This is a genomic window from Microbacterium petrolearium, from assembly GCF_054782875.1.
Map to the genome: position 1 here is coordinate 166,717 of NZ_BAAGRQ010000003.1, position 21,350 is coordinate 188,066.

Genomic DNA, 21,350 nt, shown 5'->3' on the forward strand with positions numbered 1-21,350 from the left:
TCCCCGCGAGCGGCGGCGCGCCGCTATGCTCGATCCGCCGGTCAGGGGGATCGGCGTAGGGGGGGGATCATGGCCGAGAACACCACCGACAAGGCGGCCGCGGCCGACTGGGAGCCGACCGAGGCGGGCAAGAAGCAGGCGACGACGCTGCGGATCGTCTCGTGGGTGCTGTGGATCGTCGCGATCGCGCTCGAGCTCGTCGCCATCTTCTGGCTGCTGCGCCAGCGCGTGCCGGTGGGCGAGGAGGGGATCGTCCGCGACGACGAGACCGGCCTGCTCGAGGCGCACGAGGTCGGCTACGAGTTCCCGCAGTGGGCGTTCATCTCGCTCATCGTGGCCTTCGTCGTGATCGGCGCGCTGTCGATCACCGGCTCGATGCTGTGGAAGCGCGCCAACCGAATCGACCCCGCCAGGCGCTCGGACACCGTGCGGTTCTTCGTGCAGAACCAGCTCGGGGCCATCGTCGCGGTCGTCGCGTTCGTGCCCCTCATCATCCTCGTCCTCATGAACAAGGACATGTCGAAGTCGCAGAAGGGCATCGCGGGAGCGATCGGCGGCGTCATCGCGGTCGTCGCGATCGCGCTCGGCATCGATGTCGACCCGCCGTCGGTCGAGCAGTACACGGCGGATCGGTCCACCGTGATCCAGATCCTCGGCGAGGACGAGGTCGTGTGGGTCGAGGGCGGGGGCGTCTACCACGTGTGCGCCGAGGTGCCCGATGTCGAGAACGCGAGCACGCCGCAGGCCACCGGGACGACGGCCGACGCGGTAGCGGCGGGCAAGACGCGCCTGACGCTGGAGTTCGCCTCCGAGCTGGCGGCATGCGGCCTGCCCGTGCCGGAGAACTCGGCCGAGATCGCGGACGCGATCCGGGCGATCCGCGACGGGGCGACCGACACGGTGCTGCCCGCACCCGTCTACGCCGACGGGGTCACGCCGCCCTTCACGCCCGCGTCGTAGGGCGGGCGGCTCGGGTTACCTGCGCCCGCCGAAGAAGCCGCCCAGCACGTCGCCGATCGCGCCGAGGTCGATCCCGCCGCCGGTCGATCCGCCCGAGGATCCGCCGCCGACGAGTCCGCCGATCAGGCCGCCCAGGTCGAAGCCCCCGTCCTGCTCGGCCTGCTTCTCGCTCTTCCGGTTCGCCACGACGTTCATGACGATCGGCGCGAGCAGCGGCAGGAGCTTGGCGAAGTCGATCCCGCCGGTGGTCTTCTCGGAGGCCGTCAGCTTCTGGGCGACCTGGTCCTGCTGCCCGCCGAAGATGTGCCCGAGGATGCCCTTGCCGTCCTCCTCGTCGATGTCGTCCGCCGACGCGACGCGCTTCTCGCCGGCGTGCTTCGCGAGTGCGCTCTCGAGCGCGGCGGCGCCCTCCTGCGTCTGCGTCTCCTTCTGCAGGCCGCCGAGGATCGTCTGGCTCCCCTCGCGCGCGGCCGAGAGCGCGGTGCCCTCGTCCACGCCGAGCTTGGCGGCGATGTCGCCGATCGGCAGGTTCTTCAGGATGTCGTCGAGGCCGGCCATGTGCCCTCCCGGGTGTGGGCGGCGCGGCCCGATCGGCCGCCGTCCCGCTGCGCTCACCGTATTGCCGCCGCCGACCGCGCGCCAGACCCTGGAGCGGCGGTGGGTTGCACCCATCGGCTGCGGAACTCCAGCGGCGGAGTCGCGGAGATGAAGCGACCACCGCAGCCGGCGTGGAGTTGCTGTGGTCGCTTCATCTTCGTTCGCTGGCGCTCACTTCGTTCCGCAACCGAGGGGTGGCACTGATCGGCTGCGGAACACCGCGGCGCCGCGTCAGGGGAGCAGGGCCGCCGTGCGGGGGCCCAGGCCGAGGGCGCGGGCCTCATCCAGCTGGGCGGCCGTGTCGACGTCGTGCCGCAGCGTGCTCGTCTCGGCGATGTCGAGGCGGGCGGCGCCGGCGGCGAGGTGCCGCGCGAACGAGTCCGCACCGAAGCGCAGGATCGCCGGCTCGGCGTGCGCGAGCAGCGTCGTCCCCGTGCCCTCGGCATCCGGCACCGCGGCCGGCCCCTCGCCGGCGGCGGCCAGCGCCGCGTCGAGATCGTCCGGACGCAGCGCCGGCAGGTCGCCGAGCAGCGCCGCCTTCGCGCCCCCGGCGGCCGCCGCCAGGCCCGCCGCGATCGCCGCGTTCAGCCCGCCGCCCGGGTCCGCGACGGCGCGCGGCCTGCACAACGAAGGAGATCCCTCCGCCGCACCCCCGGATCGGGCCGGATCCGCCCGATCCCCGCCCCGTTCTCCTTCGTTGTGCAGGGCGGCGAGGGCCGTGCGCACGCCGTGGTCGTCCGTCACCACGACCACCTCGGCCACGCTCCCCGCGCGGGCGACGGCCGCGACGGTGTCGAGCGCGATGGCGCGGGCCAGCGCGGCGCGGTCGACGCCGGGCACCTCCAGCCGCGACTTGCCGATCGCCGCGGGCTTGACGGGGACGACGACGCTCCAGGACCTCGACTCCGGCCGCTGCGCGGCCTCCGCTCGGCCCGTCTCCGCTGCGGCGCTTCGCGCCTCCGGTCGACGACCGAGGTCGCTCACGAGCGGTGCCGCTCGCGCAGGCGCGGCAGCACCTCCTCGCCGTAGAGGCGCAGGAAGGCCTCCTGGTCGTGACCCGGGTCGTGGAACACGAGGTGGCGGAAGCCGAGGTCGAGATAGCGCTCGATCGCGGCGATGTGCTCCTCGACGTCGTCGCTCACGATGAAGCGGCTCGCGGCGCGCTCGATCGGCAGCTCCTGCGCCAGGCGCTGCATCTCCATCGGATCGTGCACGCCCGTCTTCTCCTCGGGCTTCAGCGCCAGCGGCGCCCAGAAGCGCGTGTTCTCGAGCGCCTTCGCCTTGTCGGGGCGGAACGAGACCTTGACCTCGATCATCGTGTCGACGTCGTCGCGGCGGCGCCCGCCCTTCTCGAGCCCCTCCTCGAAGGCCGGGATGAGCTTGTCGGTGTAGAGCTCGTCGCCCTTGCCGCTCGTCGTGATCCAGCCGTCCGCCATCCGCCCCGCCAGGCGCGTCGCCGCGGGCCCCGAGGCGCCGATGTACACCGGCACGGGCTGCTCGGGTCGGTCGTAGATCGTCGCGTTGCTCACGGAGTAGTAGGTGCCCTCGAAGGTGACCCGCTCGCCCTCCCAGAGCCGGCGGATGAGGGTGATCGCCTCCTTCATGCGCTGGAACCGCTCGGGCGGCTCCGGCCACTCGAGGCCGAGGGTCACCTCGTTGAGCGCCTCACCCGTGCCCACGCCCAGGATCATGCGGCCCGGGTACATCGCCCCGAGCGTGCCGAACGCCTGCGCGACGACGCCGGGGTGGTAGCGGAAGGTCGGCGTGAGCACCGAGGTGCCCAGCAGCACGCGCGAGGTGCGCTCGCCGACGGATCCGAGCCACGGCAGCGCGGCGGGGGCGTGGCCGCCCTCGTGCATCCACGGCTGCAGGTGGTCGCTGAGGAAGACGGAGTCGAAGCCGACCTCCTCGGCCAGCACGGCGTAGTCGAGCAGCTCGCGCGGGCCGAACTGCTCGGAGGAGGCCTTGTAGCCGAATCGGATGGGAACGGTCATGGTGCTCCTACGGTCGTGGCGGATGGGATGGTGCGGATCACACGGTCGCGCACGCGGTCGAGGCGCGCGCGGAACGCGTCGACGGTGCCCGGCCACAGCAGGGTGAGCCGGCCGCTGCGCTCGTCGACGTACCAGCTGCGGCAGCCCCCGGTGAGCCAGGGGGTGCCGGCGGCGAGGGCGTCGATCTCGCTCGAGGCCTCGGCTTCTTCCTCGGCCGTGACCCGCACGGGGGCGCCGACGGCGACGAGCTCCGCGGCGAACGCGGCCTGCGCCTCGAGCACGAGCACGGCCGAGTTGTGCCCGAGCGCGGCGTTGGGCCCGCCGAGCACGAAGAGGTTCGGGAAGCCGTGCACGAGCGTCGAGCCGACGGCGGTGTATCCGCCCGACCAGTGCTCGTCGAGCGTGCGGCCGTGCGCGCCGGTCACGAGGTGCGCGTACGGCTGGCGCGCGGCCTGGAAGCCGGTGGCGAGGACGAGCGCGTCGGCCTCGTGCCGGGTGCCGTCGGCGGCGATGAGCGCGGATCCGTCGGCGGCGGCCAGCGCGCTCGGCACGAGGGTGACGGCGCCCGAGGCGATCGCGGGGTAGAAGTCGTCGCTGAGCAGCACGCGCCGGCACCCGAACGCGTACTCGGGCGTGAGGGCGCGGCGCAGGGCCGGATCGGGCACCTGCGCCTCGAGATGCGCGAGCGCGATCGCCCGCGCCTCCGCCGCCGCGCGCGGATCCCCCGAGCGCGACGCGAAGCGCGCCTCGCCCTCCGCGTAGAGGCGCTCGCGGACCTCCCGCAGCGCCGCGGGATCCTCGCGCCACGCCCGCTGCTCGTTCGGCGAGACGGCCCGGTCGCCGCGCGGCACGATCCACGCCGGCGTGCGCTGCATGAGCGTGACCCGCGCGCCGCGGCGCACGAGCTCCGGCACGAGCTGCACGGCGCTGGCCCCGGTGCCGGCCACCGCGATGCGCGCGCCGTGCAGCGGCACGTCGTCGCGCCAGCGCGCGGAGTGCACCACGGGGCCGGGGAACGTCTCCAGCCCCACGATGTGGGGGATGCGCGGCTCGGTGAGCCGCCCGCACGCCAGGATCAGGTGATCGGCGGTGAACTCGTCGCTGCACAACGAAGGAAGATCGTGCGGATCGGACGCCGCGGAGGCCCTTCCGGTGGGGGATGCGGCCGCATCTCCTTCGTTGTGCATCCGCGCGCCGCCCGCGGTGCGGACGATCCACCGCGCGCCGTCCCAACGGGCGCCGGCGAGCGCGGTGCCCAGGCGCAGGTGACGCTCGAGGCACTCGGTGCGGACGACGTGCTCGAGGTAGGCGCGGATCTCGTGGCCCGGCGCAAAGGTGCGCGACCACTCCGGCCACGGGTGTGACGCGAGGCCGTACAGGTGCGAGGGCACGTCGCACGCGACGCCCGGGTACGTGTTGTCGCGCCACGTGCCCCCGACGGCGTCGGCGCGCTCGAGCAGCACGAAGTCGTCGATCCCCCGCCGCCGCAGCGCGATCGCCGCGGCGATCCCGGCGAAGCCGGCGCCGACGATGACCGTGGTCATCCGGTCGTCTCCGAGGGATCGGGCGTGCCGACGGCGAGCGTGCCGGCGGCGCCGGCCTCGGCCGCCGCCTTGCGCTCGGCGGTCGGCTCGGCATACGTCGTCGTGCGCAGCCGGAAGGGGCGGAACAGGCGCTGCGCGATGCGGCGCGCCTCGGCCAGCGGCAGCTCCTGCCCGGCCTCGATGCCCGCCCGCGGCAGCACGCGCCCGTCGAGCAGCGTGCCGCCCAGGTCGTCGGCGCCGCTGCGCAGCAGCTCGGCCGTGGCGGCGCGGTCGTGGCGCGTCCACGGCACCTGCAGGTGCCGGATCGACTCCCCGAGCATGAGGCGCGAGACGGCCATCATCGCCCGGTGCTCGTCGAGCGCCGCGCGTCCCGGGACGAGCGGCACGCCGCCGGCCGGGCCGGGCAGGGGGATCGGCACGAACTCCGCGAAGCCGCGCGTGTGCGCCTGAATGGCCAGCAACGTGCGCAGGTGCGCGACGCGCTCGGCGGCGGTCTCGACGTGGCCGTAGAACATCACCGATGTCGACGAGAAGCCCGCCTCGTGTGCGGCCGTGATCGTCTCGATCCAGCGCTCGATCTCCAGGTCGCCCGGCGCGACGAGGGCGCGCACACGCTCGCTGGCGAGCTTGATGCCGGTCCCGGGCACGGAGTCGACCCCCGCCTCGCGCAGGGCGCGGAGCGCGCCCTCGACGTCCTGGCCGGATCGCGCGGCGAGGTCGACGACGTCCTGCGGGCGGTACGCGTGCAGGTGCATGCCGGGTGCGGCATGCTTCACGGTGCGCGCGATCGCGAGGTAGCTCTCGGCCGGCTCGGCGGGGTCGATCAGACCCTGGACGCACACCTCGCCGAGCCCGAGATCCCACGCGTCCCGCGTGGCCTCCGCGAGCGTGTCGAGGTCGAAGGCCTCGCCCTCCTGCTGCACGCCGGCCGCGCGGACGGTCGCCGGGCCGCGTCCCGTCGACCGATACCCGGACGAGGCGATGTTGCGGTTCGCGACGATGCTCACCGCCTCGCCCACCGTGTAGCGCCGCACGTCGTCGGCCGTGCGCACGAGGGCCTCGAGGTCGTCGCCCGTGGCGAGCAGCAGGCGCTCCCACTCGTCGTCCTCGAGCGAGGCGGGGTCCTGCGCCGCCCGGTCGATGACGGCGGCGATGAGGCCGGTGGAGCCGGACGAGATGACCCTGCCGGGTTGCCGTGCGGCTGCGCCGTTCCGTTCGGTTACCGGGGAGGGGGAACCCATCGGTTGCTGAACGGAGGCGCGCAGCGCCGGAGATGAAGCGACCACAGAAAGCGCCCCGGTCGGCCGCAGCCCCTCGACCGCCAGCCCGGCCTCGTCGGCCAGCGCGAGCACGGCCGGACGCAGGGCGGGATCGATCCATTCCGCGTCGCGCACGTACCGCGGGTGCGCGGTCAGCCGCTCGCGCAGCGTGAAGCCCAGCTCCGCGGTCGCCGCCGCGAGGTCGTCGAGGTGCGGCCACGGGCGCTCGGGGTTCACGTGGTCGGCGGTGAGCGGCGAGACGCCGCCCCAGTCGTCGATGCCGGCGCGCACGAGCAGGCCGAACTCCGCAGGGTCCGAGAGGTTCGGCGGCACCTGCACCCGCATGCCGGGCCCCATGACGATCCGCGTCACCGCCACGGCCGCGGCGTACTCGAGCAGCGACGCGTCCGGCGCCCCGGCGGCGGCCGTGCGCGGCTTGGCCCGGAAGTTCTGGACGATGACCTCCTGGATGTGCCCGTGGCGGTCGTGCGCGTCGCGCAGCGCCACGATCGACTCGGCGCGGTCGCGCAGCTCCTCGCCGATGCTCACGAGGATGCCCGTCGTGAACGGGATCCGCGCGCGGCCGGCGTCGTCGATGAGCTTCAGGCGCACGGCCGGATCCTTGTCGGGCGAGCCGTAGTGCACCTGACCCGGCTCCTCGAACACGCGGCGCGACGTGGTCTCGAGCATCACGCCCATCGACGGCGCGGTCGGCCGCAGCATTTCGAGCTCGTCGGGGCGCATGACGCCCGGGTTCAGATGGGCGAGCATGCCCGTCTCGGCCGTGATGAGGCGCGCCATGGCCCCGACGTACTCGAGCGTGGAGGAGTAGCCGTGCTCGTCGAGCCACGCGCGGGCCTCGGGCCAGCGGTCCTCGGGCCGGTCGCCGAGGGTGAGCAGCGCCTCCTTGCAGCCCATGGCGGCGCCGCGGCGGGCGACGGCGAGCACCTGCTCCTCGGACATGTACGCGGGCTTGTGCTTCTTGAGCAGCTGGCCGGGGGTGTCGATGAAGACGCAGTAGTGGCAGCGGTCGCGGCACAGCGTGGTGAGCGGGATGAACACCTTGCGCGAGTAGGTGATGATGCCCGCGCGTCCGGCCGCCTCGAGGCCCTCGTCGCGCATCCGGGCGGCGAGCCCGAGCACCTGCTCGAACTCGTCTCCCTCGGCGCGCAGCAGCGCAAGGGCGTCATCGGCGCCCAGCCGGGCGCCGCGCGCCGCGCGGGCGAGCGCGTCGGCCGTGGTGGGGGCCGGGTCGATCAGCGTCACCGCTTCAGTCTCTCACCGCGGGAGCGGGGTAGCTCGACGGTGCGGAACGCCGTCGCCGCGCCGGATCGCCGAGTGTGGGAAGCGGCCAAGGGGCGCCGTGCGCGTTCGTCGCGGACCGACGGCTCGGCGCGGGCCGCCGCATGCCAGGATGGGTCCATGGTGACGCTGCTCCTCGATCAGACGCGGCTCGAGATCGTGCTGTCGCCGACCGAGCGCGCTCTCGCCTTCCGCAGGGAATCGCTCAAGATCGAGCGCCAGGCGATCCGTCGCGTGCAGCTCACGGACGAGCCCTGGACGTGGCTGCGCGGGATCCGCGCGGCCGGCACGCACCTGCCCGGCACGCTGGCCATGGGCACCTGGCGCGCGTCGAAGGGCACGGACTTCGTGGTGCTCAACGGCCGCAAGCGTCACGGCGTGGTCATCGAGCTGCACGGTACCGAGCTGCACGGCACCGAGCCGAACGGTGGCGAGGCGTTCTCGCGCGTGATCCTCTCGACGCGGCACGGCGTGGCGCTCGTGCAGGCGCTGCGGCTCGACGAGGTTCCCGAGGCGGCCGACGTCGCGCAGCTGGCCGGCACGGCGGCCCCGAGGAAGCCGGCGACCAAGAAGGCGCCGAACGGCGAGCCCGCCCCCGCGAAGAAGCCCGCGCCCAAGCGCGCACCCGCCGCACGGCCCGCGCCCGCGAGCTGAGCCCGCCGGGGCGTCGACGCGAGCGGTGCGCTCAGTCGCGCCGCTCGGTGTCCTCGCCGTGCGGCGCGTCGCCGTCCGCCTCGCCCTGCTCGGGACCCTGATCCGCGTCGCGCTGCTCCTCAGCGCCGTGCGGGTCGTCGATCAGCTCCGCCTCGACGACCTCCGCGTCCGCCTCCGGATCGGCATCCGCGACCACGTCCATCGCCTGCGTCTCGAGCAGATGGCTCGGGAGGAACTCCGCATCGAAGGGCTCATCGCCCGCCGGCGCGTCCGCCGCGCCGCCGAGGCGATCGGCGAAGCTCGGGCCCACGGCCCACGGGCTGTCGGCGGCATCCTCGGATCCCGCCTCGGCGGGGGCCTCCGCAGGCGTCCCCTCCGCGCCCTCGGTCGTCTCCTCCCGCGGGCCGTCGAACTCGGCCGACTCCCGCTCCACGGCGGCCAGCACGTCGGCGAAGCTCGGCGCGGCGTCCGCCGGGGTCGCGGGCGCCGCATCCTCCGTGCCGGGTTCGGCCGACGCCTCCGCGTCGTCCGTGTGCGCGTCGGCGGGTTCCGCGAACGTCGACGCGGCCTCCTCCGCCGGCTCCGCACTGCCGTGGTCCGCGTCGCCGGCGGACTCGCCGTCCTGGTCGCCGTCGCCGGCGGCCTCGTCCGGGCGCCCCTCGTCCGTCTGCGCCTCGTCCGTCTCGTCCGCGTCAGCGCCCGCGTCGTCCAGCTCGGCCGCGGTGCGCGCGCCCGGCAGCGGCTCGGGGTCGCTCGTGGCATCGGCGGCGAATGCCGTGGCCGCCGCGCCCGCGAGGCCCGTCACGCCCGCCGCGCCGCCCAGCCCGGCGATCGCGGCGAGGTCGACCTCGGCGTCCGGGTCGCCCGCGGGCTCCGCGGTCCCGGCCGCGTCGCGCGCGGGGTCGTCGGCGACCGCGGGCTCCTCGTCCGCCGTCGGCGCGATGATCCGCTCCTCGACCGCCGGCACCGCGGCGGGCGTCGCGGGCGAGGCCGTCGGCGCACCCAGCGCGGCGGTCTGCTGCGAGCGGCGGCCGCTCACGAGGTCGAGGAACACGTCCTCCAGGCTCGGCGTGCGCTGGTGCAGCGTCGACAGGGGGATGCCGGCCGATGCGGCGAGCATGCCGATCTCCTCGGCGGTCGCGCCGCGCACGTTCACGCCCGAGCGCAGCACCTCGCAGTCGAAGCCGCGCTCGCGCAGCAGGGCCGAGAGCGCGGCGCGGTCGGGCGAGTCCACCGCGACGACGGGCGCCTCGACCTCGGCGAGCTGCTCGATGCCGCCGTTGAACACGAGGTTGCCGTTCGACATGATCAGGATGCGATCGGCGATCTGCTGCACCTCGCTGAGCAGGTGCGACGACATCAGCACCGTGCGGCCCTCGTCGGCCAGGCTGCGCATGAGCAGGCGCATCCAGCGGATGCCCTCGGGGTCGAGACCGTTCGCGGGCTCGTCGAACACGAGCACGCCGGGGTCGCCGAGCAGGGCCTGCGCCACGCTCAGGCGCTGGCGCATGCCGAGCGAGTAGCCGCCGATCCGCATGTCGGCCACATCCGCGAGGCCCACGAGGTCGAGCACCTCGCGCACGCGCGCGGTGGGGACGCCGGCCGACTTCGCGATCGACGTGAGGTGGCGCACGGCGGTGCGGCGGGGGCGGAAGCCCATCTCGGACTCGCCCACCCAGCCGACCGTGCGGGCCGGAGCGGAGATGCGCGCGTAGGGCGTGCCGCCGATGGTGGCCTGCCCGCTCGTGGGCTTGAGCTGCCCCAGCAGGATGCGCAGGGTGGTCGTCTTGCCGGCGCCGTTCGGCCCCAGGAAGGCGGTAACGGAACCGGGCTCGATCCGTGCGGTGAGGTCGGAGACGGCGGCGACGTCGCCGAAGACCTTCGTCACCCCGGTGAACTCGAGCACTTTCCCGTCGGCCATGCGGCCCCTCTCGTCATGAAGCGTTCACCTCTATCTTGGCGGATGGACCGGGGGAATACCGGATCGACGGGCCCGCGGCCCGCGCGCGGCGCCCCGACCATCAGCGGCGCCGGCTCGCCGTCGCCCCGGTAACGTGGCCGACGTGAGCGCCACCGACAGCCCCGACCGCGTCCTGGTCCGCACCGCAGGCGGCGTCGGCCGCCTCACGCTGAACCGCCCCGAGGCGATCAACGCCGTCGATGTCGGCATGGTGGAGACGATCCTCGCGACGCTGCGCGCCTGGCGCGACGAACCGGACGTCCAGATCGTCCTCATCGACGGCGCGGGGGATCGGGGCCTGTGCTCCGGCGGCGACGTGCGCGCGCTGCGCGAGGGCATCGCGTCCGGCGACCTCGCGTCCGTCGACGCCTTCTTCCTCGCCGAGTACCGGGCCAACGCGCTCATCGGCGCGTACCCGAAGCCGGTGGTCGCGTTCATGGACGGCGTCACGATGGGCGGCGGCATCGGGCTCTCGGCCCACGCGTCGGTGCGGGTCGTGACCGAGCGCTCGCGGCTGGCCATGCCCGAGACGCGGCTCGGCTTCACGCCGGACGTGGGCGGATCGTGGCTGCTGTCGCACGCGCCGGGCCGGCTCGGCGAGTTCCTGGCGCTCACGAGCTGGACGATGGGGCCGGGCGACGCGATCCACTGCGGCTTCGCCGACCACCTCGTGCCCTCCGCACACCTGGGCGACCTGCGTCACGCGCTCGAGACGCGCGCCGATCCCGGCACGCCGAACGAGCTCGTGCTGCTCTTCGACGAGTCCCCCGAGGCGGGCCCCGTCGAGCGCGCGCGGCCGTGGATCGACGAGGCGTTCTCGGCCGGCTCGGTGACGGAGATCATGGACCGCCTGCGCGGCATGGGCGAGGGCGAGGGCGAGATCACGCCCGCCGCGGCCCTCGCCGAGCTGGAGCGGCGCGCGCCGCTCGCGCTCGAGGTCACCCTGCGCGCCGTGCGCCGCGCGCGCGAGCTGCCCGGGCTGAACGCCGCGATCGAGCAGGAGTACCACCTCGTGTCGTACTTCGTGCGCACGCAGCCCGACATGCCCGAGGGCATCAGGGCGCAGGTGGTGGACAAGGACCGCGACCCGCGCTGGAACCCGGCCACGCTGGCCGAGGTGACGCGGCGGCACGTGGACGAGGCGTTCGCGCATCGCGCGCCGCAGCCACTGTGGGATCGCGTGCCCGGCGAGTAGGGCGGACCGCAAGCAGAAGACCGCAAGCCAGGAGGAGGACGAGCATGACGAGCAAGCAGGACCTCGGGACCTACGGCGTGTGGCGGTGGGAGTCGGGCGTCGACGCCGACTTCGCCGCGGGCGTGGAGCGGCTCGGCTACGGCACGCTCTGGATCGGCGGCAGTCCGGCGGCCGACCTGGAGGTCGTGGAGCGGGCGCTCGACGCGACCGAGCGGATCGTCGTCGCGACGGGCATCGTCAACATCTGGAAGGACGAGGCGCGGCCGGTCGCGGCGTCCTTCCGCCGCATCGAGGAGCGCCACCCCGGCCGCTTCGTGCTGGGCATCGGATCGGGCCACCGCGAGGTGACGCCGGAGCGCGTGCGCCCGCTGACCGCGCTGCGGGAGTACCTCGACGTGCTCGAGGGCGAGGGCGTGCCGCGCGACCAGCTGCTGCTCGCCGCGCTGGGCGATCGCACCCTCGCGCTCGCCGGCGAGCGCACGCTCGGCGCGCACCCGTACCTCACCGTGCCCGCCCACACGGCGCACGCGCGCGAGGTGCTGGGCGCGGAGCCGCTGCTCGCGCCCGAGCTGAAGGCCGTCGTCGGCGTCGACCAGGAGCGGGGCCGGTACATCGCCCGTCGCTACCTGCGCCGCTACTTCGGGCTCGAGAACTACGTCAACGCGCTCATCCGCTTCGGGGTGGATCCGGCGGACTTCGCGGATCTCGGCACCGACCGGCTCATCGACCTCGTCGCGCCCACGACGGCCGACGCGGTGGTCGCGGGCCTGCGCGCCCACCTCGACGCGGGCGCCGACCACGTGAGCGTGCAGATGCTCGGCGACGAGCCGCTCGCGGGCCTCGAGACGGTGGCGCGCGAGCTCGGCCTCGTCTGAGGGGTTCCGCCTCGAGCGGACGCGGGGGTTCCCCGGGTACCGGATGTCGGTGGTCCGTGGCACGATCGGACGGTGCTCCGTTCGGGCACGCCTCTCTTCTGTGATCCGGAGAACCCGTGCTCGGAAAGCTCCTCGTCCGCTACCTGAGGCGATACCGCCTCATGCTCGTCGGCGTGCTCGTGTTGCAGCTCGCCTCGGCGCTCGCCGCCCTCTACCTGCCCACCCTGAACGCCGCGATCATCGATCAGGGCGTCGCCCAGGGCGACGTCGGCTACATCGTCCGCACGGGCCTGCTCATGCTGCTCGTCGCGCTGGGCCAGATCGTCGCGGGCATCATCGCGACGTTCTGCGCCGCGCGCGCCGCGATGGGCGTCGGCCGCGACGTGCGGCGCGACGTGTTCGAGCGCGTCAGCGCGTTCAGCGAGCGCGAGGTGTCGCACTTCGGCGCCGGATCGCTCATCACCCGCAACACGAACGACGTGCAGCAGGTGCAGATGCTGGCCATGATGGGCGCCACGATGCTCGTGATGGCGCCCATGATGGCCATCGGCGGCATCATCATGGCGCTGCGCCAGGACGTGGGGCTCAGCTGGATCCTCGGGGTGTCGATCCCCGTGCTGCTGATCCTCGCCGGCCTGATCATCTGGCGGATGGTGCCGCTGTTCCGCACCTACCAGGGCAGGCTCGACGCGGTGAACCGCGTGATGCGCGAGCAGCTCACGGGCGTGCGCGTCGTGCGGGCGTTCGTGCGCGAGGCGATCGAGGAGGAGCGCTTCCGGCTCGCGAACGTCGACATCATGGTCGTCGGGCGCAAGGTCGGCTCGCTGTTCGTGCTCATGTTCCCGCTCGTCGTGCTCGTGCTGAACGTCACGGTCGTGGCCGTCGTGTGGTTCGGCGCGTTCGAGGTGAACACGGGCGACACGCAGATCGGCACGATCTTCGCCTTCATGCAGTACGTCGGCCAGATCCTCGGCGGCGTCATGATGGCGAGCTTCATGGCGATCATGATCCCGCGCGCGTCCGTCTCGGCCGACCGCATCGGCGAGGTGCTCGACAGCGAGAGCACCCTCGTGCGGCCCGCCGACCCGGTGCGCGAGATGCCCCTCCCCGGCACGGTCGAGTTCGACGACGTCGCGTTCACGTACCCGGGCGCCGATCAGCCGGTGCTGCAGGGCATCTCGTTCTCGGCGGCGCCGGGCGAGACGGTGGCGATCATCGGATCGACCGGCGCGGGCAAGACCACGCTCGTGTCGCTCATCCCGCGCCTGTTCGACGCGACGGCCGGCACGGTGCGCGTGCAGGGCGTGGACGTGCGCGAGGCCGACCTCGACGCGCTGTGGCAGGGCATCGGCCTCGTGCCGCAGCGCCCGTTCCTGTTCAGCGGCACGATCGCCTCGAACCTGCGGTTCGGGCGCGAGGACGCCACCGACGAGGAGCTCTGGCACGCGCTCGAGATCGCCCAGGCGGCGGACTTCGTGCGCGAGAAGCCCGAGCAGCTCGACAGCCCGATCTCGCAGGGCGGCACGAACGTCTCGGGCGGCCAGCGCCAGCGCCTCGCGATCGCCAGGGCCATCGTGCACCAGCCCGACATCCTCGTCTTCGACGACTCGTTCTCGGCCCTCGACCTCACGACCGACGCCCGGCTGCGGCAGGCGCTGTGGCGCGAGCTGCCGCGGGTGACGAAGATCGTCGTCGCGCAGCGCGTGTCGACGATCACGGACGCCGACCGGATCGTCGTGCTGGAGGACGGCCGCATGGTGGGGGTCGGCACCCACGAGGAGCTGCTCGAGGCGAGCCAGACCTACCGAGAGATCGTCGAGTCGCAGATGGGGGTGGCCTCGTGAGCACGACCGACGAGCGGACCGAGGAGCTCGAGGCGCAGGAGGCCATGATCGCCTCCGGCGGGTTCGAGCCCGGCGCGCTGGGCGGCAAGCCCCAGAACTTCTGGCCGAGCTTCCTGCGGTTCATCGGGCTGCTGAAGCCGTACGCGTGGGTGTTCGCCCTCGCGACCCTGCTCGGGGCCGTCGGCGTGGTGCTCGCCGTCGCCGGACCGAAGATCCTCGGCGAGGCCACCAACGTCGTGTTCGAGGGTGCCGTGGGCCTGCTCATCGGCGACCAGTTCGCCGGCATGACGCAGGAGCAGGTCGTGCAGGCGCTCGAGGCCGCCGGCCAGCAGGACTTCGCCAACATGGTCGCCGCCATGCAGAGCTTCACCCCGGGCAGCGGCATCGACTTCGAGGCGCTGCGCACCGTCGTCATGTGGGCGATCGCGGTGTACGTCGTGAGCGCGCTGCTGCAATGGGTCCAGGGCTACATCATGAACGTCGTCATGGTGCGCACCATGTTCCGCGTGCGCGAGCGCATCGAGGCCAAGATCCACCGGCTGCCGCTGCGCTACTTCGACCGCGTGCAGCGCGGCGAGCTGATCAGCCGCGTCACGAACGACGTCGACAACATGACGCAGACGCTGCAGCAGTCGCTGTCGGGCGCCATCACGTCGCTGCTGATGGTCGTCGGCGTCGTCGGCATGATGTTCTCGATCTCGTGGCAGCTGGCGCTCGTGGCGCTCGTCTCGCTCCCGCTCATCGGCGTGATCATGGGCGTCATCGGGCCGAAGTCGCAGAAGGCCTTCCAGACGCAGTGGAAGAAGGTCGGCCGGCTCAACTCGCGCGTCGAGGAGTCGTTCTCGGGCCACGCGCTCGTGAAGGTCTTCGGCCGCGAGAAGGCGGTGTCCGAGGCGTTCCAGGCCGAGAACGAGGAGCTGTACGGCGCCTCGTTCAAGGCGCAGTTCCTCTCCGGCATCATGATGCCGTCGATGCAGTTCGTCGGCTACCTCACGTACGCGGGCATCGCGGTGCTCGGCGGGATCATGGTGGCCAGCGGGCAGATCCGGATCGGCGACGTGCAGGCGTTCGTGCAGTACTCCCAGCAGTTCACGCAGCCCCTCACGGAGCTGGGCGGCATGCTGCCCGTCGTGCAGTCGGGCACGGCCTCGGCCGAGCGGGTGTTCGCCCTGCTCGACGAGGACGAGGAGGAGCCCGACGCCGAGAACGCGCCGACGGCCCCGGCCGACGGCCGCGGCGTCATCGAGTTCCGCGATGTGACGTTCTCGTACTCGTCGGACCAGCCGCTCATCCGCGACCTGTCGTTCCGGGTGGAGCCGGGGCACACCGTCGCGATCGTCGGCCCCACGGGCGCGGGCAAGACGACGCTCGTGAACCTGCTCATGCGCTTCTACGAGCTCGACGGCGGCGCGATCCTGCTCGACGGGCAGGACACGGGCGAGATGACGCGGGCCGATCTGCGCTCGCGCACGGGCATGGTGCTGCAGGACCCGTGGCTGTTCGCCGGCACGATTCGCGACAACATCCGCTACGGGAACGAGGCGGCGTCGGACGACGAGATCCAGCAGGCCGCCGAGGCGACCTACGTCGACCGGTTCGTGCACTCGCTTCCGGACGGCTACGACACGGTCCTCGAGGAGGACGCGGCGAACGTGTCGGCGGGCGAGCGTCAGCTCGTCACGATCGCGCGCGCGTTCGTGCGCCGCCCGCAGGTGCTGATCCTCGACGAGGCGACGAGCTCCGTCGACACCCGCACCGAGCTGCTGCTGCAGAAGGCCATGGCGGCGCTGCGGCAGGGGCGCACGTCGTTCGTCATCGCGCACCGCCTCTCGACCATCCGCGACGCCGATCTCATCCTCGTGATGGAGCACGGCGCGATCGTGGAGCAGGGCACCCACGACGAGCTGATCGCCCGGGAGGGCGCGTACTGGCGCCTGTACCAGAGCCAGTTCGAGCACGCCGCCGTCGACGTCGAGGAGGCGCCGGCCGCCCAGGCCTGATCGGGCGGGGCCGGCGCCGCGCCGTCGGCCTCGCCGCTCAGCGCAGGCCGATCAGCGCAGGCGGCTCAGCGGAGGCGGCTGGTCAGCGCAGGCCGCCGCTCAGCGCAGGCCGAGCAGGTCGAGCGGATGGGTCAGGCGCCAGCCCAGGCTCGGCACGCCGATGTCGTCCGACAGCTCGAGCGCGATGGTCTCGGTCGCGAACGATCCGGTCGCCGTCAGCTCCCCCACGGCGTCGCCGCTCAGCTCGCCCAGCACGTCGCCGACGGCGTGCTCGACGGGTGCGACGGCGCCGTTCCACAGCACGAGCGAGGCATCCTCGGCCGCGACGACGTCGGCCGCGGCGCCCCACTCTGTCCGCACCGAGGCGACGACGGTGCCGGCGGGCACCACGGTGGTCGGCTGCAACGAGGCGACGGCCGCGTCGAGCAGCTGGCGGCTCGCGTTCGTGCGGGCCTCGGCATCGGGCTGGCCGAGCACCGCGGCGAGCAGCGTCACGCTCTCGCCGTCGACGTCCACGCGCTTCGCGGAGACGAGGTTCCACTCGTCGAGGGTGCCGGTCTTGATGCCGACGATGCCCTCCTCGCCGAGCAGCGGATTCGAGTTCCTCACCGGCTCCGCGTTGCCGGGCAGGGTCGTCTCCTGCTTGGCGACGATCTCGGCGACGACGGGGTTCTCCAGCGCGAGCTGGCCGAGCAGCAGCACGTCGGAGGCCGTGGCGGTGTTCGCGGGATCCATCCCGCTCGGCTCGACGATCGTCGTGTGCGCGAGCCCGTGTGCCGCGAGCCACTCGGCGGCCTCGGCGGCGAAGGCCTCGTTCGATCCCCAGATCTCCGCGACGAGGCGATTGACGTAGTTGTTCGCGGAGCCCATCAGGATGCCCTCGAGCATCTGGTACTGCGTCAGCGAGCCGTCGACGGGCACGTCCAGCGAGGACTGGCCCGCCCACAGGTAGTTGTCGAGGTAGTCGCGGTAGTCGCTCCACGTGAAGCCGTAGGAAGGGCCCTCCTCACCGGGGGCGAGCGGCTGCTTCTCGAGGATCATGAGCACCGACACGAGCTTGGTGATGCTCGCGATCGGAAGCGAGGCGCTCGAATCGGCGGCGGCACGGTCGAGCAGGCCCACCGGCGCGACGGCCGCGGAGCCCGCGGCGGGCCAGTCCACCGTGAGCGGTGCGGCGGGCGCGACGGCGACCTGCTGGGCCGTCACCGTCGGGGCCACGGCATCGAGGGGCCAGAGCACGCACGTGGCGACGTACCCGGCCGCGAGCACGCCGGCCGTCGCGACGGGCGCGAGCGCCGAGAGCGTGCGGCTCCGGCGCGGTGGCAGCAGGTCGGGTCCGGTCACGGCCCGGTGCGGCGCGGTCGAGAACGCCGCGGTCGACGACCGCACGGCCACGGCCTCGGGGTCGACCCACGCGAGGGCGCGGGGAGCGTGAGCGGGTGCGGGCCCATCGCCCGGCACGGGCAGGGGCTCGCCCTCGGCGGCGTACCGCAGCGGCGGCACGTCCGGACCCGTCGGCGCGGGGACCAGCGCGGTGAGGTCATCGGCGCGCGGCGCGGCCACGGGCTCGGGGACGGACGGCGACTCGGGGGAGGATGCCGGCTCGGGAGCGTCCGACGGATCCAGGACCGCGGTCCGCGGCTGCCCCGCCGGTGACGCGGGTTCGGCCGGGCCAGGTGCCACGCCGCCGGCCGTCGCGGGCGCGGCGAACGCCGCCTCGCGGAGCGGGGCGGGGGCGGGGGTGGCGGGCGGCGCGGCGGAGGCGCGCTTGCCGAACAGACCCCGCCTCGCGCCGGGAGCGGGCTCCTCGGCGGGCGGCGCGAGCACCGGCGGTGCGGCGACGGGCGGCGCGCTCTCGCGCGCGCGAAGCTCGCGCTGGCGCGCTTCGCGCATCGCCCGCCGGGACAGGTGCGACGGCCGCGAATCGAGGGGACCGGGCTCGGGGGAGAGCTCCGCGGCCGACGTCGCCCGGGGCAGATCGTCGGGGGTCACGGTCCTACGGTACCGCGGCTGCGGCGCGTCCCCTGCAACGGCGCTGAAGGTGCCGGCTGCGCCCGGGCACCCGGTCGGTCGAGCCCCGCGGCCGCTCGCACCCCTGCGGGGGATCTACACTGGTCGCACACATCACACGGGAGTCCGGCGAGCCGGGCTGAGAGGAAGCGATCCGCGCTTCGACCGTCGAACCTGATCCGGATCATGCCGGCGCAGGGAGGAGAAAGTATGAACACGTCCACGTCCGTGCCCGAGACCGCCTCGGGCGCACCGTCCCGCCGCTTCACCTGGCGGGTCGTCGACATCGTCGTCGCCAGCGTCATCGGCGTCGCCTGTTCCGTGATCTTCCTGATCTGGAACGTCGGCTACGAGTTGCCGGGCGACCTCATCGGCGCGCTGCTGCCCGGTCTGGGCGGCCTGCTGGCCGGCCCGTGGCTGATCGCCGGCGTGATCGGCGGCCTCGTCATCCGCAAGCCCGGCGCGGCGCTGTACACCGAGCTGCTCGCGGCGGTCATCTCGGCGCTCGTCGGCAACCAGTGGGGCCCGCTCACCATCGTGTCCGGCCTCGTGCAGGGCCTCGGCGCCGAGCTGATCTTCGCCGTCTTCCTCTACGCCTCGTTCCGCCTCCCCGTCGCGCTCCTCGCGGGCGCGGGTGCCGGCCTCGGAGGCGGCATCAACGACCGCATCAGCTGGTACCCCGGCGCGGACGCGCTGTTCACGACCGTCTACATCGCGTCCACGACGGTCTCGGGCCTCGTCATCGCCGGCCTCGGCGGCTGGGCGATCGTGCGGGGGCTCGCCGCGACCGGTGCGCTGAACCGCTTCGCCGCCGGCCGCGCGGCCGGGAAGCGCGTCTGAGCGCGCCGACGCCCGGCCCGATGCCCGCCTCCTCGACGGTGCCCGCCGCCGTCGAGGCGGCGGGCTGGGGCTGGCGGTACGCGACGCGGCTGCGCTGGGCCGCGCGTCGGCTCGATCTGCGCATCGCGCCGGGCGAGCGCGTGCTGCTGCTCGGGGCGAGCGGATCGGGCAAGTCCACGCTGCTGCACGCGCTCGCGGGCGTGCTGGGCGGCGACGACGAGGGCGAACAGGAGGGCTTCCTGCGCGTGGAAGGGCGCGAGCCCGCGTCCGCCCGCGGGCGGGTGGGGCTCGTGCAGCAGGATCCCGACGCGCAGGCCGTGCTCGCGCGCGTGGGCGACGACGTCGCGTTCGGCTGCGAGAACCTCGGGGTGCCGCGCGACGAGATCTGGTCGCGCGTGCGGAGCGCCCTCGAGCTCGTCGGGCTCGACGTGCCGCTGGACCGCTCGACGTCCGCCCTGTCGGGCGGGCAGAAGCAGCGGCTCGCGCTGGCCGGGGCGCTCGCGATGCGGCCGGGCCTGCTGCTGCTCGACGAGCCCACCGCCAATCTCGACCCCGCGGGCGTCGCCGAGGTGCGCGACGCCGTCGGGCGCGTGCTCGACCGCACGGGCGCGACCCTCGTCGTCGTGGAGCACCGCGTCGACGTGTGGCTGCCGGTCGTCGACCGCATCGTGGTGCTCGGGGCGGACGACGACGAGCCGGGCGTGATCGCCGACGGCCCGCCGGCCGAGGTCCTCGGGGCGCGCGGCGCGCAGCTCACCGCGCGCGGTGTCTGGGTGCCCGGCATCCCGCCCCGGCATCCCGCTCCCCCCGCATCCGCCCCGGGCGAGGTGCTCGTCGCCGGTCGGGCGCTCGAGGTCGCCCGCGTGCGCGGCCGCGCCGTGGCGGGCCCCCTCGACGTCGACGTGCGCGCGGGCGAGGTGCTCGGCATCATCGGCCCCAACGGTGCGGGCAAGTCGACGCTCGGTCGCACGCTCGCGGGCCTCCTGCCGCCCGCGGACGGCGAGGTGCGCGCGGCCGCCGGGGTGGCCCGCGACGCCGGGCCGGCGCCCATCCGCTGGACGTCGCGCCAGCTGCTCACCCGCATCGGCACGGTGCTGCAGTCGCCGGAGCACCAGCTGCTCGCCACGACGGTGCGCCGGGAGCTGGAGGTCGGGCCGCGGGCGCTCGGCCTGCCCGAGGCCGAGATCGCCGCGCGCGTGGGCGAGCTGCTCGAGCGCCTGCGGTTGTCGGCGTTCGCCGAGGCCAACCCCCACACGCTCTCCGGGGGCGAGAAGCGGCGTCTCACGGTCGCGGCGATGCTCGCGACCCGCCCGCGCGTGATGGTGCTCGACGAGCCGACGTTCGGGCAGGACGCGCGCACGTGGGCCGAGCTGGTCGCGATCATCGCCGCGCTGCGCGACGGCGCCGGCGACGATCCGGGCGCGGGCATCGTCGCGGTCACGCACGACGCCGACGTGCTCCAGGCCCTCCACGCGCGCCGCCTCGCGCTCACGGGAGCGCGCCGATGATGATGCCGGCGCCGCCGCGGGCCAGGGGCCCGATCGCGGGGGCGAATCCCGCCGCCAAGCTCGCCGCCGCGCTCGTCATCGCGTTCCCGCTCGTCTTCACGATCGACTGGGTCTCGGCCGCCGTGGCGCTCGCGCTCGAGATCCCGCTGCTTCTCGCGGCCGGTCTGACGAGCCGGCAGTTCTGGATGCGCACGCTGCCGGTGTGGATCGCCGCGCCGCTCGCCGGGGTCACGATCGCGCTGTACGGCCAGGCCGACGGCGCCGTGCACGTGGAGTGGCTGTTCGTGCGGATCACCGACGGCTCGCTCGCGCTCGCCGTCGCCACCGTCTTCCGCGTGCTCGCGATCGCGCTGCCCGGCATCGCGCTGTTCGCGACCGTGGATCCCACCGACCTCGCCGACGCGCTATCGCAGCGGGTGCGGCTGCCGGCCCGCTTCGTGCTCGGCGCCCTGGGCGGCATGCGCCTCATCGGGCTGCTCGTCGACGACTGGCGCGAGCTCGAGGTGGCGCGCCGCGCGCGCGGCGTGGCCGACACCGGCCGGGTGCGGCGCGTGCTCGGGATGGCGTTCGCGCTCGTCGTGCTGGCGATCCGGCGCGGGTCGACGCTCGCGACCTCGATGGAGGCGCGGGGCTTCGGCGCGCCCGTCGAGCGGACCTGGGCGCGCACGTCGCCGTGGGGTGCGCGCGAGTGGGCGCTGATCGCGGCGGGCGCCCTCATCTCGGGCATCGCGGTCGCGGCGGCCGTCGTCACCGGCTCCTGGAACTTCATCCTCGGCCCGTCCTGAGCGGTGGCGGGTTCGGCGCAGGA

General features: G+C 74.0%; 16 protein-coding genes and 1 riboswitch. Of the genes, 9 read left to right on the forward strand and 7 right to left on the reverse strand.

Translation table 11 applies throughout. The features are described from left to right. Positions 1-69 precede the first annotated feature (69 nt). Complete coding sequence (locus ACYVJ0_RS04120; RefSeq protein ID WP_460816165.1) at positions 70-960, forward strand: hypothetical protein; 891 nt, start codon at positions 70-72, stop codon at positions 958-960. A 15-nt stretch (positions 961-975) separates the two neighbouring features. On the opposite strand, the gene ACYVJ0_RS04125 is transcribed toward ACYVJ0_RS04120, so the two are convergent. The 5 genes from ACYVJ0_RS04125 to cofG all read right to left on the reverse strand — a co-directional run bounded on the left by ACYVJ0_RS04125 (position 976) and on the right by cofG (position 7,620). Beyond that, positions 976-1,518: a DUF937 domain-containing protein gene (locus ACYVJ0_RS04125; RefSeq protein WP_460816167.1), complete on the reverse strand. Its 543-nt coding sequence runs from the start codon at positions 1,516-1,518 to the stop codon at positions 976-978. A 270-nt stretch (positions 1,519-1,788) separates the two neighbouring features. Beyond that, the gene (gene cofC / locus ACYVJ0_RS04130; RefSeq protein WP_460816168.1) at positions 1,789-2,541 is read right to left on the reverse strand and encodes a 2-phospho-L-lactate guanylyltransferase; all 753 of its coding nucleotides are present in this window, start codon (positions 2,539-2,541) and stop codon (positions 1,789-1,791) included. After that, positions 2,538-3,551, reverse strand: a complete 1,014-nt coding sequence (fgd, locus tag ACYVJ0_RS04135; RefSeq protein ID WP_449854402.1) for a glucose-6-phosphate dehydrogenase (coenzyme-F420) — start codon at positions 3,549-3,551, stop codon at positions 2,538-2,540. The genes cofC and fgd overlap by 4 nt, the downstream gene beginning before the upstream one ends. After that, entirely contained in the window at positions 3,548-5,095 is a 1,548-nt protein-coding gene (locus ACYVJ0_RS04140) for a flavin-containing monooxygenase (RefSeq protein WP_460816170.1), read from the reverse strand. Before ACYVJ0_RS04140 ends, fgd begins: the two co-directional genes overlap by 4 nt. Then, the gene (cofG, locus tag ACYVJ0_RS04145) at positions 5,092-7,620 is read right to left on the reverse strand and encodes a 7,8-didemethyl-8-hydroxy-5-deazariboflavin synthase CofG (RefSeq protein WP_460816172.1); all 2,529 of its coding nucleotides are present in this window, start codon (positions 7,618-7,620) and stop codon (positions 5,092-5,094) included. Before cofG ends, ACYVJ0_RS04140 begins: the two co-directional genes overlap by 4 nt. A 156-nt stretch (positions 7,621-7,776) precedes the next feature. Here cofG and ACYVJ0_RS04150 point away from each other — a divergent pair, with 156 nt between their 5' ends. Beyond that, positions 7,777-8,310, forward strand: a complete 534-nt coding sequence (locus tag ACYVJ0_RS04150) for a hypothetical protein (protein WP_460816173.1) — start codon at positions 7,777-7,779, stop codon at positions 8,308-8,310. Between the two features lie 31 nt (positions 8,311-8,341). On the opposite strand, the gene ACYVJ0_RS04155 is transcribed toward ACYVJ0_RS04150, so the two are convergent. Beyond that, a complete protein-coding gene (locus ACYVJ0_RS04155; RefSeq protein ID WP_460816175.1) occupies positions 8,342-10,231 on the reverse strand; it encodes an ABC transporter ATP-binding protein in 1,890 nt (629 codons plus the stop codon). A gap of 133 nt (positions 10,232-10,364) precedes the next feature. Here ACYVJ0_RS04155 and ACYVJ0_RS04160 point away from each other — a divergent pair, with 133 nt between their 5' ends. The 4 genes from ACYVJ0_RS04160 to ACYVJ0_RS04175 all read left to right on the forward strand — a co-directional run bounded on the left by ACYVJ0_RS04160 (position 10,365) and on the right by ACYVJ0_RS04175 (position 16,184). Continuing rightward, entirely contained in the window at positions 10,365-11,465 is a 1,101-nt protein-coding gene (locus ACYVJ0_RS04160) for an enoyl-CoA hydratase/isomerase family protein (RefSeq protein ID WP_460816177.1), read from the forward strand. Positions 11,466-11,509: 44 nt separating this feature from the next. Beyond that, positions 11,510-12,340, forward strand: coding sequence for a TIGR03620 family F420-dependent LLM class oxidoreductase (locus ACYVJ0_RS04165; RefSeq protein ID WP_460816179.1), 831 nt, complete (start codon positions 11,510-11,512; stop codon positions 12,338-12,340). Positions 12,341-12,456: 116 nt separating this feature from the next. Next, positions 12,457-14,184 carry an ABC transporter ATP-binding protein gene (locus ACYVJ0_RS04170; RefSeq protein WP_460816181.1) on the forward strand — a complete coding sequence of 576 codons (1,728 nt, stop codon included), beginning with the start codon at positions 12,457-12,459 and terminating at the stop codon, positions 14,182-14,184. Between the two features lie 44 nt (positions 14,185-14,228). Beyond that, positions 14,229-16,184 (forward strand): ABC transporter ATP-binding protein, encoded by a 1,956-nt coding sequence (locus ACYVJ0_RS04175; protein WP_460816226.1) that lies wholly within the window; start codon positions 14,229-14,231, stop codon positions 16,182-16,184. 99 nt (positions 16,185-16,283) lie between these two features. On the opposite strand, the gene ACYVJ0_RS04180 is transcribed toward ACYVJ0_RS04175, so the two are convergent. Continuing rightward, a complete protein-coding gene (locus ACYVJ0_RS04180; protein WP_460816183.1) occupies positions 16,284-18,176 on the reverse strand; it encodes a D-alanyl-D-alanine carboxypeptidase family protein in 1,893 nt (630 codons plus the stop codon). Positions 18,177-18,302: 126 nt separating this feature from the next. After that, a riboswitch (TPP riboswitch) is annotated at positions 18,303-18,413 on the forward strand. Between ACYVJ0_RS04180 and ACYVJ0_RS04185 the strand changes: the two genes are divergently transcribed. The 3 genes from ACYVJ0_RS04185 (at position 18,405) to ACYVJ0_RS04195 (ending at position 21,327) form a co-directional block, all read left to right on the forward strand. Next, complete coding sequence (locus ACYVJ0_RS04185) at positions 18,405-19,034, forward strand: ECF transporter S component (RefSeq protein ID WP_449854393.1); 630 nt, start codon at positions 18,405-18,407, stop codon at positions 19,032-19,034. Its footprint overlaps the riboswitch before it by 9 nt. Before the next feature lie 20 nt (positions 19,035-19,054). Further along, complete coding sequence (locus ACYVJ0_RS04190) at positions 19,055-20,542, forward strand: ABC transporter ATP-binding protein (protein ID WP_460816185.1); 1,488 nt, start codon at positions 19,055-19,057, stop codon at positions 20,540-20,542. Then, positions 20,539-21,327 (forward strand): energy-coupling factor transporter transmembrane component T family protein, encoded by a 789-nt coding sequence (locus tag ACYVJ0_RS04195; protein WP_449855217.1) that lies wholly within the window; start codon positions 20,539-20,541, stop codon positions 21,325-21,327. The genes ACYVJ0_RS04190 and ACYVJ0_RS04195 overlap by 4 nt, the downstream gene beginning before the upstream one ends. Positions 21,328-21,350 lie beyond the last annotated feature (23 nt).